This window comes from Pseudomonas sp. JY-Q, from assembly GCF_001655295.1.
Classification (GTDB): domain Bacteria; phylum Pseudomonadota; class Gammaproteobacteria; order Pseudomonadales; family Pseudomonadaceae; genus Aquipseudomonas; species Aquipseudomonas alloputida.
In genome coordinates, this window is record NZ_CP011525.1 from 3,172,562 (window position 1) to 3,185,719 (window position 13,158).

The following is a 13,158-nucleotide window of genomic DNA, read 5'->3' on the forward strand; positions in this document are numbered from 1 at the left end:
CCTGAGAGTTATCGGATATTGAGGGAAGCGTGAAGGGCACTTTCCAGACAGGCTATGCGTATAACTCAACTAAATATTCATTTAGTCGAGTTGGGTCGCGCGCTTACATAAAAGAAGGGTAGTTTGGTATTTATTGCTCGACAATGCAACCGACTGGCTTTATCTCAGGTTCTCTGGGTTATCGGGCTGCGGGCGCACGCTGATATCGGACAGCTTCGTGGCAAACTGAAGCGCTCAGGTAGCCTGGAATTGGGCTTTGAGGATACAGAATGGCTGGCGTGCACCCGCGCGCCAGGCAGATTTAACGGGTGTACTGACTGAGACAGAGCTGTACAGGGCGATGATTTTGACCGATTTTATCGTTTATTGAGTGAGTAAACCGCTCTAGGTTGAGGGGTTGCCAAGGTTAGGCGAAAGCGTCTATTGGGATTGATCTGGGCATTTAGGCTATTGAAAGGTCGTGGCGTCTGTGCCAATCAGAGCCAAATGCGATTGGAAAAACCCGGCTCTACAAATATCTCATGCTTTATTTTCACATGGATAATGATGAGCTACCTGAAACAGATCTCACCGATATTGCGTGTTCGGAACCGTACAGAATTGACAGCGCAACCGCAGTCACTCGAGGCCATCGCGCTTAAAGTTTCTTCTGATTTCACAGGTTCGACCTCTGGTCAGAAAAAGGAGTTCGCGCCGATGCTTGTGTTTTCATCGATGAGTAAGCATACGCGGCCTTCGCAAGTCTTCAGAAATAGCAAAGGCGCTGGCACGGTTGCTTAACGCAGTTTACGTGGCTGCAGTAACACATAGACGTAAATCGACACCTTAATGACGAGGCTCGTCGCGCCAGGAAGCGCCTTGTATCCATGGCATCGGTGGACAGAAGCGTTGAATGGGTCTGCGGCTGTGAAAGCGATCCGAGCAGCAAGATGGATTGGAATGAGGCAAAAAAATCGGCCTAGGTCGATTTACTTTCGAGATTAGGGTAAGAGGCTTCCGTGAGTACACGGATGAAACGATAACCCTATCCCGACTACCAACTTTAATTCGGAAAATCAATGAGTTGGATTGGGTGTTTCGTTTTTCAGTGAGCCTTTTCGGTGAAAGTTACTTCTAGCTTGTGGAAGCAACTATGAACCCATGGCACCATCAGGAGCTAAATTTGACCCCATAGCATCACGGCTCATTACGATTCAAGGAGTGGAATCAATACCTGATAGATTTGGAACATAAAACTTTAAAATTAGTTTTTTTATATCTTACTGGTATTTAAACGGATGCGACAGTAGCAAATCGATCCTAAACGACACCATTCGTCGCACTAAAATTTAGGAAGAAATTTCGTACCTACGTATCCAATGAGATCTCTCCAAAATGCCATCACTCAAAGGGCACCTCCGGAAGCAGCTGACAGCTAGCAGAAAGACTAGCGGGCACAACCGCAGTTTATGGGTGACATACAGCCCCAAGATGGATGCTGACCTCATCATCCTGGGCGATTTGGAAATTATCCACTGGGCTACGGAGCTGGAGACTTCTTCCGATGTGCTGACCTACCGGTTCGATGAAGACGTCAGCGTGAGCGTGGATACGGAAGGGATAGAAAATTTCAAGAAAGTCAGAGGGATATGGGTTGAGCACAGGGATGGCTCGGTTGCGCTCCACCAAATCGACCCAAGTGAAACGCTAGCACCTGACCGAAGAACCATCCCGATTAGGTATTGCCTTATAGATCAGGTCATTCGGCACGGACAACTCGTTTCAATTTCTTATGCGCATCTTGCCTTAGCGGCCCACAAGTTGGGGTTTTGGCTGAAGGTAATTGCTATGGCATCACAGGTTAGGGGCTATCTGCTCGACCATGAAACCGAACTTGTTGGAGCTCAAGTGCAGTTGATGAAGGAGGGCACTATCAAGTCCCTACTTGCTGAGTTATCCTTTCCAGATCAGTCTATCGCACTAGGAGTTATCTGTAGACTAATAATCTCAGGAGGTATTAGCATTGAAGTGGAAAAAAATGGATTCGGGTATAATACAGTGTGGCGTCGACCATGAAGAGGCGGTCGCGCTCCGAAATTGTGGAGCTTGTAAAGGCATCAATGCCTTGGAGAAGTATATCTGAGCATTTGTTGTCTCCAGAAGATGCGGCAGTATTTAAGCATCGGAAACAAGCGCTAGAGATGTATATGAAAGGGTGCACGATAGCAGACATAAAGCACCAGACCACTGTCGATGGCAGCTATCTAAAAAAAATGATCAAGCGATGTCTGACTATAGCACCAGACGGGTTTGTGTACGGATATAGTGCTCTTCTACCCAACATGGCCATCAAGGTTTACACGCGGACAAAGGTTGTTGATCCGTCGCGGTGGCAATCGGGCGCAGGCTTCGCCGGGTTGTTGGGAGCTACGTTTAAGCGGTATCCAGAACTTGAGTCAAGACTCAAGACGCTTATTTTGAGAAAAAAGCCAAAGCCAAAGCCGAAGTCAGACGGCATGAGCAATGTAAAGCATGCGTTTTCGAATAGAGCCAGTGATATTCACTCGGAATTTATAGCAATACTTAAGGAGAAAGAGCATCCGAAAACAGAATGGCCATTCAATACAAAGTACCACGGAATCAAACCCTTGACTAAATTTTTTAACAAGGTGCGAGAAGAGCATTATGAGCATGCAGTGCAACTCACCGGAGATAGTGGCGCAATAGCTCACATCCCCGTGGGAACAGGCCATCGCTCACTGATCAGGTCGAGAGGCCTGATGGAAAGCATAGAAATTGATTCGCATACACTAGATTCCATGTTTGTCTTGATCCTTGAGCACGAACATGGTCTAGAAACCTATCATGTACGGAAACGGCTACATATTCTTGTGGCGGTTGAGTCTTTGACTGGTGTAGTGCTTTGGTATTATGTCGTTCATGGCGATGACGTGAGTGCTGAAGATGTTTTGATGTTATTGCGGCAAATGCTGAGTGCCCAACTGCCAAAGCCTGAGTTTACCATCAAGGATCTAGAGTTGTCCGAGGGTGCAGGGTATCCCTCACAGTTGCTTCCTGAAATGGTGCAAATTTTGCCATTATTTATTAAATTGGATAATGCACTTGCGCATCTAGGCCATAAAGTGAGCTCTGATCTGAGGAAACAAACTGGGTGCATCCTTGATTTCGGCGTGCCTGGTCGTCCAGAAAGACGTCCAAAAATTGAACATACGTTCAAGCGAATAGCAAAAGATTTGATACAGCGTTTTCCAAGCACTACTGGTTCCGGCCCTGATGAGGGTAGAGCTAAGGATCCTGAACTAGCTGCATGCAAATTTCGGATCGCAAGCGATGATTTGGATCAGTTAGTATATGCCTATTACGCAAATTTCAACGCGGAGCCATCCGAAGGTTTACGTTTCCTATCTCCACTGGAAGCCGTTTCACAATTGATCAAGAAAGATCATTATTTGCCGAGGCTTCCACCTCATGATTTGAGGGAAACGTTAGGGGTGGTTACTGTGACGATTCCTCGTGAGGTTAAAGGAGGGGTAAGAGATGGCCATCGACCTTACGTCACTATTCATAAGGCTAGATATACCTCGCATCGACTCATTGATAGTCCAGAACTCATAGGAAAACGACTCATAATTGAAGTCCAGGAATCAGACCTGCGCGTCGTGAACGCATATCTAGAAAATGGATCACCTATAGGCCCACTCACCGTTCAAGGTGATTGGGCTGAAATGTCGCACAGCCTCAGAACTCGAAAGGAGATAAACTCGCTCATTGCTAGAAAGATTATTTTTCGAGTTAAGGGTGTGTGTATTGTTACAGTGTATACCCGCTATCTTGAAGCCAAACTCAATGCTGCTGCGGAGCGTAAGAAACAAGATAAAAATTCGGCAGCTAAACTCGGCAGAGTAAAATCTGAACAGTCTCAGAGCTCGCTCGAGAATGAGCTTGTGGCTGAAGGCGAGGTAAAGGAATTCCCCATATCTTCTCCCTCAGTGGCCGCTACGTCAATACCGAAACGCGAATACCTTGTGGCGCTCAGTGACTTAGATCTCCTGGATTTGGTAAAAAACCTTTGAGAGGACATCATGAGTACCTATGATCCGCTTGACGCTCAGCAGCAACGAAATCTCTTTTGGAGCCATCCATTAGTGACGAAAAACTATGTTGCACTGACGCCGAGTATGCCTCAAGTGCTTGAGGTGGTCATGGACTCTATCGCACTTCATAAAAAAAGCCTTGTCTTTAAGGCATTTCCTCGAATGGGAAAAACTACGATATGCAAGTTCGTGCTTAGTGCACTGGAACATCATCCTGCCTTCAAGGATAGATCCGTTAGCCTGGTATCTGCGGACACCATTGGGGATCTGAAACGTAGGGAGAGCATCGTGATAAGCCTTGCGAAAGTTCTAGGGATCCTCATACCTACTAGGCCGGTGATCGCGTCGATACGAACAAAAGTGTTGCATGAAATAGAAAGTCGGTTGCGGAATCAATTAGGTCGACATTGGGTCTTGGTTATAGATGAGCTTCAAGCACTTAGCATGGAAGATTTCGAACATCTACAGCATATTCAGAATGAGCTTGCGCTGCATAATATCGACACAACCCTTATCGGCTTCAGCCAAACACAAATTGCTCATAAAATAAACTTATTGAGCCAGCAAAAGCGTGTGGAGTTGATTGTTAGATTTCTCAATGAAGTGTGGGACTTGCCCTATTGCGCTGACCAAGGCTGGATAGGCCAAACCCTTAAAAGTTACGATAGTGACTTTACTTATCCGACAGGAAGTGATTGCAGCTATACTCAGTTTTTTTTGCCTCAGGCTTATGCCGCTGGCTTTCGTATCGCTGCCGCGGCTCCAGATATTTACAAGGTTATGGCGACGTCTGCCAAAGCACTCAGTCTTCCTCTAGTGCCTACCGAATATATTTTCGAAGTGTGCAGGCTGGTCTTGATTCGCTCTAGTGAGCAAGATGGTGCAGGTTTTACATTGTCGCGTGAAGACATAGAGTCCGCTGTGATCGAGTCAAAGCTGAAAGACTATGTAGAGGTATTAAAGACTATCGGTGCCCTATGAATCCCATAAATTCAGTTCGATTAACATACCTACGCCCCCCCTTTAAATATCAGTCATCCTGGCTTGTTTTTCTTCACGTGATTAAATGGAATCATCTGAAATCCTTTTCTGAAATACGCGATATCATAGGGTTGCCGCGAGGACAGGTTTCAGTCAGGGATCGCTGGTGGGACGGCGAGCATGTTCCTCATTGGAGAGTGGAAAGGGCATGTGGGCTTCCGCTTAGCGAGCTTAAATACTCGTATATAGATGGATGGTTCCCTTTACCTACAGATTGGAGACGTCAAACGTTGGAAATGAGGCCGTGCCCAAAGATTAGGCACTGTCCGGAATGCATTAAATATGGATATCATTCTGTAGTCTTCTATTTTGAGTGTGTCTCACATTGCCCGTGGCATCATTTACCTCTGGAGTACTGCCGGAATTGCTCCGACGCATTGCAGAGAAAGGGGCACAGAAAACATGGTATTGCAGCTATTTCAGAAGCATGTCGACACATGAGACTAATACTTGGTATTGAGGCGCCTGAAGAGGCTCCAAAAGATTATATCGTTCAAGCTGAGGTCTGGTGTGACGGCCTCAATGACTGGATAAAAAATGCTCAAAAACTGATCGGGGAAGGTGTATATGAGGTTGTAGTGGGGCTGCCTTCTGAGCGTCAGAATGCAGATATCGTCTTCAAGTATCTGGCATGGCATGCCTCTCGAACTGGGCCAACGACAAATTATCTGCCAATTACAATTCTAAGGATTCCGCGATCAAAGTTAGCTGAGGAGAGCTATTATCATGAAATTCTAAAATATTATATGGCGCGGTTTACAATAGCAAACGAGACAGAGGCGACGCGGCCTAGGGCTGACCTAGATGATGTTATTGCAATGGCCAAGTCAATAAGGCGCTATATATTCAAACGATACCTGCGATTGCATAGAAAATGCTTGGCACGTATCGCTCGCTTGAATGAAGAGTCCTGGTATGCATTGAATCTTGAGTTTGTCTGCCCCTGTGTAATGGCTTACTTGATTACACTATCTCGGCAATGGGGGGTTTCACCTTGGGATTTACTCCATATGCAGTCTAGTCATGTGGGGACATTTCTCAATAGAATCTACCTGAGCCGTAAAACACTGGCCTGCGAAGTTGAGGTGGCCATGTATAAATCTATTGGTGACTTTTATCGGATATGGAGTGTGCTTCGTCATTATACGAAATTGAATTGTCGCATGCTGGTCTTGAATTATAGGCACGACGGCGACCACACCAGCTACGTTGCGCCAATGATATTTGAGACTGCTCGCGTGTATCGCGATTATATTCATCGCGATGCGCTCATATTTATGGAAAATCCAGAAGTAGCGCTCGCAGCTAGCGTTGCAAATTGCAGCTGTCGTCGCAGAAATCCTTTGCTAGTAAATGTGGATCCTTTTGATAACTACTTACTGAAGAGTAATCAGAATATTTTTTGTGTATTTTTTAATGTCAGCTCTAATGGCGATCTTCGTCTTGATTTATAAGGTGGCGCTTCTCATTATACTCTTCTTGATATTTATGAGTAATCAACCTTGAGATACTCAAGCAGGCAAAGTGCTTTTGGGTACGAACATCCTACCAATGCCACTAATCTTGGGCCTTACGCCAAATTCTACCAACTGTCGTCTGGTGGATCCCTAGCTTTCTCGCAGTCTCACTCTGGCTGAAACCCTGATCCCGAGACGTCAATGCTTCCTGGATAATGCTATCAGGAAGGCTCCATCCTGCTTTTTCCTTTACTAGCTTGCCCTCCGAGAAGTGTTTTGGCATGTCAGCAACAATGCCCAGAGCATCAAGCTTTTGAATTTCCTTTTTCAGAGCCGCACGGCGCTCCCCGATGGACAACTGCTCGTCATAGCTTGAGGCCACCATCAACAAAGCCATCGGATCGTAGCACAGCGCTTCAGCGATGCTGCCTAGCATCTCCAACGTAACACCAGTTTTGGCGTTTTCCAGCCGCTGCAGGTGGCGGGGCTCGATTTTGCTTTTGATCTTTGCGTACAGCTGATCACGGGACATCCCGCGACTGGCTCGCGCGAGACGCAGGACTGCTGCGAGGGATTCCCTCGATACCATGTCGAATCCTCAAAAGTGAGGATAAGGCCATATTGATCCTATGCACGCCATGACATATAGTTCATGGTGTGCATAGGATGCTTCCCTTGGGTCTTGCAGCCCGCGTGGAATCAGAGGCTAGCGTTGCTGGCTCCCGCCAATGAATGGTAAATAATGACGATTAGGGTCGGATGGAAGGCCTTCAGTGACCGTCGCATGTTGGCTATCCCGCCGGATGGAGCCACCCTCATGCGACCCGCAATACTAGGAAGATATGTGTTTTTAACGAAGAGCGATGAGCTCCATGGCAGATTCAGGATCGAGGACTCAGAAGTCCTGTTCTGGAAATCCATCAACCTGAGCCGCTGCACCTATATGTTTCTGGTCGAAGGGGTAGGTTTCGATGCGGGCGCCCTGGGCCCTACGTCACAGCTTGTGTCTGACGTATCTACGATCCAGTCGCTCTGGGAGGACGGATCACCTGAGCTCCTGAACGTGCACAGGGTCTACGTGATTCCTCCACTGGCCTTACGCAAGACTGGTTGCTACATGGAGCCACTGTCTGAGATCCGAGTCAGCGGTGGTACCGAGAGCTCTCCTGTCTATGAGTTCGTCACAGACACAGGTCGTGTTTTCAGCAGTGACGAGGTCTGACCATGGCTGCCACGCTGGAAGAGGTGAGTGAGTTTTTCTACGGGGAAGGCAAGGTTGTTTCAGGATGGGAGGGGGGCGATGGCGCGCTGATAGAGCTCGCTCACGTGTACCACCCAGGTAAGCCTTATTGCTTGGTGCGTAAGTGGATCGTTGCCGACCTGCAGCTCACACCAGTGGAGCTTGAGCAATTCAGATCAGAGGCGGTACTGCCTCTGGTGCTCTTTGCTCACGAAGTCGTCCGAGACAGTCGCAATCGTTTCCCGCCTGGGCACTGGGTACGCAGTAACTTTGGAATCTCGTATGACCATCCATGCGTCTTTGAAACCGGGAGTACTCTTTACCTGCTTTTAGGTGATGGCTGCAGGAAGCAGGCAAGCCTCGATACGGTCTTCTCGCTGCGTCCGTAGAGCTACCCGAGATAGCCCGGCTTCCCTTCGGTGAAGCCTTGGAGAAGCGATCCATTCAATGCTGCTTGGGAGTGAGAGAGAGCCGATGAGAGTTTTGATCTACTCAGATCTGCATTTGGAGTTCAGAGGCTTCGAGCCTCCCCAGGTCGATGCAGATTTGGTGGTGCTCGCTGGGGACATTTCGGTGCGCAGTCAGGGCGTGGCTTGGGCGAACCAAGCCTTCAGTTGTCCAGTCATCTACGTCCCAGGTAATCACGAGTACTACAAAGGTGGCCACCTGGATCGTACGCTCCTCAAGATGAAGGAAGCAGCGGCGGGGCATGTGCATGTCCTCGAGAACGAATGCCTTGTCATTGGTGATACCCGATTTTTGGTCACCACCGCTTGGACAGACTTCACCTCAACCGGCGATTACAAAAAAGCCATGTACGAGTGCTGGGAGTGGATGAATGACTTTAAGGTTATCCGGAGCGGAGAGGGTTTCAGGAAGCTTCGCCCCGTCGATCTCATTGCCCGGAACATTGTCGCTCGCGATTTTCTCGCCACCGAACTCGCTAAGGATTTTGAGGGAAAAACGGTTGTGATCACTCACCACTGCCCCATCCAGGAGGTAGCTGGTAACGGACACGAAGGACATCTCGGTGCTGCGTATTTCAACCAATGGCATGACCTAGTTTCGCTGACCGATGCCTGGATCTTCGGCCATACCCATTACGCGGTCGACACCGTCATCTCGGGATGTCGGCTCATATCGAACCCCAGAGGGTATCCAGGTGAAAAGACCGGCTTTGTACCGGACTTCATCATTGAAATCTAAGCGCCTCTAGGAGCGAATGCTCTCAGAGGGTGTTGAATTGGACGCAGGAGCGCAAGTACACATGACAGATGAGATCATCAGGTACCCAGGTGAAGAACCATCGATTTTTCAGCTTACGCGCATCATACAAGCGATGGGTCAGCAGTATCCTGTGCCGATCACTGCCTATCTGACCGACGTTGAAATCTTGAATGATTGCGCAGTCGGGGTCGTGGTTGGTCAAATCGTTCCAGGGCTTATTGAGAAGCGCACAGGGGCATATTTGCTTACCACCACACCGATCTTCTCGTTGATTAGAGTAGGGCGTTTCTGGGTGGTTGATACAAAGGCAGGGAATTTTGTTCTGACTTCATTCAAGCGCGGAGCGGGCCGAAAGAGTCTTCGAACATTCATTACAAGCGCAGACCAAACTGACGCTTCTCCTACGAGCGAGACAGGCGCCTTTACGGGCGCCTGAAAGGTCTAGTATGCGGATCAGGTGAGCGTCGCGAGGAGTGTACGCAAAAAATCTTGACGGCGATGAATCGAGCTAAGAATCACGTAGTCGCGTTCGCCATCTGGTGGTAGATGACCACATTCCATTAGGCCGATGATGTAACCCTCCGCCTTCCCTCGGGCCTCGCGCAGGTCTTGCTCTGTTGTGGATTTGTGGATGTCATCCACCAGGCGTTTCCAACGCTCGGCTTGGCGTTTGCCGGTTGGGTCGCAGGAGAAAGTAGGAGCGTGAAGGAGTGTCTCGTAATAACCGGGCGCAGCTAGCGTGCTCAAGCGGGATGCTCCAGAGATTGATCTTGGGGCAAGGTTATCATGCGTACACTCAATCGCCTGTTACTACTCCCCCAGGGTGGGCTACCCGAATCTGGCCGCTCGACGCTGAGCATTAAGTTGCGGAGTCTGGTTAGGTTTAGATTGAAAGTGCGACCCATGCAGGTGGGGGCGGAGGTGCAGAATGAAGGTCACACAAGCAAGTGAGCCCGATGTGGTTGTCGACGTGGTATGCGATGTCTGCGGTATGTCTACGCGAGATGGGGAAGGCGAGCTCCGATACGGGACGATGCATGCTTCATGGGGTACGGGCTCACGACATTGCGGCGAGGAATACGAACTCCATCTCTGCGAAAGATGCTTTTTCGGTCAGACTGCGGAAATGAAGCGGACGCGGTGGCTTGCTGCAATGTTTGATGAGGAAGGCGATGCGATTTTAGATGATGTCGCATACGGACTGGTCAAAAAATCTGCCTGATAGGTTGGTGGTAAGTATTGCTGAACGCGAAGCCGATCCCATTTTTGGTCAAATTATGGTGAACCAATAATTATTGATCAGGGATAGTTTTTAGTAGTTCTGAGCCCGGCGCCAAACCTGATCTGCCTTTCGGGTTTTCACACGGCTGCGTGCTGCTCCTGCTGGGCGCTGGCAAAGATATTTGACCTTTTGATTTGGTGCCGAGGGGCGATATGGCCTCGTCCTGATCAAATCAAGTCGCCGTTGATAGCCTGACTGCTTAGCTAGAGAGGGCTCATACGGGGCGCAGGCGGCGGTGCGTTTGCTGAGGCTCCTAACGACTGTGTCCCAGCAATGACTGACGAGGGAGCAGGAGAGTCGCGTCGCTGGCTGATCTGGATTTAGATCGGTCACGTCGTGAGATGAAATGCGGAGCCCTGCGGGTGGTCATCAAAGCGACCTCCTGCAGACTACTGGCGTTTTTGATGGAGCGCGCGGAGCAGGTTGTGCCCTGTACCACTTTGTTTGCGGATGTGTGGGGCTTTCAGTTCGACCCTGGTACGAAGGTTTTGGAGGTACAGCTGACCTATCTGCGCAAGGTTCTCTTGGCCTTGGGCTGTAATGTACGAATTCATACGCATCGAGGTATCGGACTTAGGCTTCATGCGCAGGCATACGGTTGCCTTCCTTGAAACAAGGCGGTTGAGGAGCTGAATACTTATTATCTTCCCAACACCGTTCACCTTCTCGACTGAATTTTTTACCGTGCAGCACCTCCATAACGGATCAAAGGAGGGATTCTCATGGTTGGACAGCAACTATACGTGGTCGACTACGAACTGCACGGTGAGCACCGAACATTCATCATTCGTTTGGAAAAAATGGACAACGCCGTCGCCTGGCATTGGGCCAGCTGTGATGCCGGCGTTGGCATCATCCCCCGATTCAGTCAGCAGAAAATCAAGCTGGTTAGCCGCCCTGTAGCCGAGCGATACGGCATTGCCCTTGTGCAATGGCGGGTGGCTGGCCAAGGCCCTGAGTTCGTTCCTCAACCTATTGATGTCGGGAAATTTTCAGGCGCCAGTGAAGGCGCTTAGTGTGTAGACCTGATCCATCAGTTTGGAGGTTTTGCCATGCAACCGAAGACCGAGGGCACCGAAGAGAAGGGGCCAAGCGACGTCCCCTTCGTCAATGATCCGGAAAAGCCTACTTCGCCACCCTTGAATGACGCTGACGCCACGGATGCAGCGGAAGCTGAAGAAGATATCCAAGACGATGGCCAGTCAATTTAGCCAGGAGGAGAAGACTATGGATAACTATCACCTAAGCCCGACGTCGGATGGCTGGGAGTTGAAGAAAGCCGGTGCTGACCGGGCATCCAAGCGGGCTGCGACGAAGCAGGAATTGGTCAGCATGCTGCCAGATTTCTTTGAAGGCAAAACGGCCTCTGTGAAAATTCATAAAGCAGATGGCACGATTGAAGAGGAGCGCACTTACCCTCGTTCGGCTGACCCGCGTCGAACCAAGGGGTGACCATTGTCACAGCGCGTGATCTCGGCATTGATGTCACGAGCGCCGACGGTTTGTTCAGGTGGTTGCTCGCCAGTTTCCTGATGGGAAAACGCATACGCTCAAGCGTTGCTGTTCAGACCTATCGAGTCCTGGTCTATCAGCACGGAGCCGACACACCGGGCAAACTTGCTCGCTGCTCGCATTCGACTCTTGTCCGTCTGCTCGGCCAGGGGGGTTATGCTCGTTACGATGAGTCCACCGCCCGGCGTCTTCATGCACTGGCCAGCAGATTGGAAGAAGAGTGGGCGGCTCAACTTAAGGCGCTGCAAGCTGGCGACCTCAGCAATGAAGATTTCAAGCTTTGGATTTTGTCCTTTGAAGGCATAGGCCCAAAGACCCTGGAGATCTTTTTGCGGGAGACCCAGGGCCATGTTTGGGTAGGCGATGAGGTTTGAATGGTGCATGGCCATATGCCGCCATCGACGTATGCAGCCACGAGTGGAACACTCAGTTCTTCCGCTATGGACAGGAGAGGCAGATGAAACTCGATGTAGAGGGTTTGTCACTGTCAGGGATGACAGTCGTTGTGGTAGAGGACGATGAAACCTTGCGAACGCTCTTGGTGGACATCCTTGTGGAGCTGGGAGCAGCCTGCGAGGCTTTTGGCAATGCGGAAGATGCCTTGATACATCTAATGGGTCTGAAAGGTGAGTGCTCATTGATGGTCGTAGACCATGGAGTCCCCGGCAGTATTAAGGGAATGGAATTCATCTCGATGGCGCATGAGAAGTGGCCTGGGTTACCAGCCATCCTCACCTCGGGCTATCAACTGGATGCTTCGCAAGTCACCCCCCCAGTAACTTACCTTTTCAAACCTTGGTCTCTCGACGAGCTGACCGTGGCGATAGAGCAGGCGCTCCCCAAGCAAGGACAGCATTCGACTCAATCATCGAGAGCTTCGTTACCGGGGCGTTTCTAGGTCATCGAAGGCAGGATCACCTTACGTTTTTTCTAGTCAATGATTCTGCCGCCGGCACTGTCAGAAATAGGTTTCTTCGTGGCTGATCGAGTCAATTCGCCTGGGGGGTAGCCGTCGCCCTCTGAGCTTTCTTCGAGGTGTTTTTGTTTTTCCTCCACCCCCTCAGATTCATGAGGAAAAGCACTACTTGCAACACAATCAATGCCCAAGCTTCAGCCTGCCAGCCCCACACTGACCATAGTACGTTGCTCGCGATGAAGCAGCAGAAACCCACCATGCGTCGTCTAGGACGGTGTGAACCGATACACCAGGCTGCCAATACCGTGACCGCCATGGCAGGCCATTCCAGCAATTCGATCCAGTTCTCCATCGGCACCTGTTCCAATCGTCAATTCATGACGCCATTG

The 13,158-nt window shown here is 49.7% G+C and carries 17 protein-coding genes; 14 read left to right on the forward strand and 3 right to left on the reverse strand.

Going from position 1 to position 13,158, the window contains the following annotated elements; genetic code table 11:
• Window positions 1-1,374 precede the first annotated feature (1,374 nt).
• The 4 genes from AA098_RS14420 (at window position 1,375) to AA098_RS29235 (ending at window position 6,589) form a co-directional block, all read left to right on the forward strand.
• Window positions 1,375-2,055: a hypothetical protein gene (locus AA098_RS14420; protein ID WP_064614461.1), complete on the forward strand. Its 681-nt coding sequence runs from the start codon at window positions 1,375-1,377 to the stop codon at window positions 2,053-2,055.
• A complete protein-coding gene (locus AA098_RS14425) occupies window positions 2,052-4,073 on the forward strand; it encodes a hypothetical protein (RefSeq protein WP_156747523.1) in 2,022 nt (673 codons plus the stop codon). Before AA098_RS14420 ends, AA098_RS14425 begins: the two co-directional genes overlap by 4 nt.
• A 9-nt stretch (window positions 4,074-4,082) precedes the next feature.
• Window positions 4,083-5,075 (forward strand): ATP-binding protein, encoded by a 993-nt coding sequence (locus tag AA098_RS14430; RefSeq protein ID WP_064614465.1) that lies wholly within the window; start codon window positions 4,083-4,085, stop codon window positions 5,073-5,075.
• A gap of 497 nt (window positions 5,076-5,572) precedes the next feature.
• Window positions 5,573-6,589, forward strand: coding sequence for a hypothetical protein (locus AA098_RS29235; protein WP_156747524.1), 1,017 nt, complete (start codon window positions 5,573-5,575; stop codon window positions 6,587-6,589).
• A gap of 103 nt (window positions 6,590-6,692) precedes the next feature.
• Here AA098_RS29235 and AA098_RS14440 read toward each other — a convergent pair whose 3' ends face one another.
• On the reverse strand, window positions 6,693-7,181 hold the full coding sequence (locus AA098_RS14440; protein ID WP_064614469.1) for a helix-turn-helix domain-containing protein: 489 nt from the start codon (window positions 7,179-7,181) through the stop codon (window positions 6,693-6,695).
• Between the two features lie 635 nt (window positions 7,182-7,816).
• Here AA098_RS14440 and AA098_RS14450 point away from each other — a divergent pair.
• The 3 genes from AA098_RS14450 (at window position 7,817) to AA098_RS14460 (ending at window position 9,495) form a co-directional block, all read left to right on the forward strand.
• Window positions 7,817-8,221, forward strand: coding sequence for a hypothetical protein (locus AA098_RS14450; protein WP_064614471.1), 405 nt, complete (start codon window positions 7,817-7,819; stop codon window positions 8,219-8,221).
• A gap of 85 nt (window positions 8,222-8,306) precedes the next feature.
• A complete protein-coding gene (locus AA098_RS14455; RefSeq protein WP_064615201.1) occupies window positions 8,307-9,038 on the forward strand; it encodes a metallophosphoesterase family protein in 732 nt (243 codons plus the stop codon).
• A gap of 61 nt (window positions 9,039-9,099) precedes the next feature.
• On the forward strand, window positions 9,100-9,495 hold the full coding sequence (locus AA098_RS14460) for a hypothetical protein (protein WP_064614473.1): 396 nt from the start codon (window positions 9,100-9,102) through the stop codon (window positions 9,493-9,495).
• A 17-nt stretch (window positions 9,496-9,512) separates the two neighbouring features.
• On the opposite strand, the gene AA098_RS14465 is transcribed toward AA098_RS14460, so the two are convergent.
• Window positions 9,513-9,806 carry a hypothetical protein gene (locus tag AA098_RS14465; protein WP_064614475.1) on the reverse strand — a complete coding sequence of 98 codons (294 nt, stop codon included), beginning with the start codon at window positions 9,804-9,806 and terminating at the stop codon, window positions 9,513-9,515.
• Between the two features lie 181 nt (window positions 9,807-9,987).
• Between AA098_RS14465 and AA098_RS14470 the strand changes: the two genes are divergently transcribed.
• The 7 genes from AA098_RS14470 to AA098_RS14495 all read left to right on the forward strand — a co-directional run bounded on the left by AA098_RS14470 (window position 9,988) and on the right by AA098_RS14495 (window position 12,751).
• Window positions 9,988-10,281 (forward strand): hypothetical protein, encoded by a 294-nt coding sequence (locus AA098_RS14470; RefSeq protein WP_064614477.1) that lies wholly within the window; start codon window positions 9,988-9,990, stop codon window positions 10,279-10,281.
• Between the two features lie 401 nt (window positions 10,282-10,682).
• On the forward strand, window positions 10,683-10,952 hold the full coding sequence (locus tag AA098_RS30215; protein ID WP_082916896.1) for a helix-turn-helix domain-containing protein: 270 nt from the start codon (window positions 10,683-10,685) through the stop codon (window positions 10,950-10,952).
• 111 nt (window positions 10,953-11,063) lie between these two features.
• Window positions 11,064-11,357 (forward strand): DUF6555 family protein, encoded by a 294-nt coding sequence (locus AA098_RS14480; RefSeq protein ID WP_064614481.1) that lies wholly within the window; start codon window positions 11,064-11,066, stop codon window positions 11,355-11,357.
• Between the two features lie 36 nt (window positions 11,358-11,393).
• Window positions 11,394-11,552 carry a hypothetical protein gene (locus AA098_RS29535; protein ID WP_177342678.1) on the forward strand — a complete coding sequence of 53 codons (159 nt, stop codon included), beginning with the start codon at window positions 11,394-11,396 and terminating at the stop codon, window positions 11,550-11,552.
• 16 nt (window positions 11,553-11,568) lie between these two features.
• Window positions 11,569-11,793 (forward strand): DUF2188 domain-containing protein, encoded by a 225-nt coding sequence (locus AA098_RS14485; RefSeq protein ID WP_064615203.1) that lies wholly within the window; start codon window positions 11,569-11,571, stop codon window positions 11,791-11,793.
• Window positions 11,790-12,227 carry a DNA methylase gene (locus tag AA098_RS28470; protein WP_082916897.1) on the forward strand — a complete coding sequence of 146 codons (438 nt, stop codon included), beginning with the start codon at window positions 11,790-11,792 and terminating at the stop codon, window positions 12,225-12,227. Before AA098_RS14485 ends, AA098_RS28470 begins: the two co-directional genes overlap by 4 nt.
• Before the next feature lie 83 nt (window positions 12,228-12,310).
• Complete coding sequence (locus tag AA098_RS14495) at window positions 12,311-12,751, forward strand: response regulator (RefSeq protein WP_064614485.1); 441 nt, start codon at window positions 12,311-12,313, stop codon at window positions 12,749-12,751.
• Window positions 12,752-12,842: 91 nt separating this feature from the next.
• Here AA098_RS14495 and AA098_RS29790 read toward each other — a convergent pair whose 3' ends face one another.
• Window positions 12,843-13,121 carry a hypothetical protein gene (locus AA098_RS29790; RefSeq protein ID WP_064615205.1) on the reverse strand — a complete coding sequence of 93 codons (279 nt, stop codon included), beginning with the start codon at window positions 13,119-13,121 and terminating at the stop codon, window positions 12,843-12,845.
• Window positions 13,122-13,158: the final 37 nt, after the last annotated feature.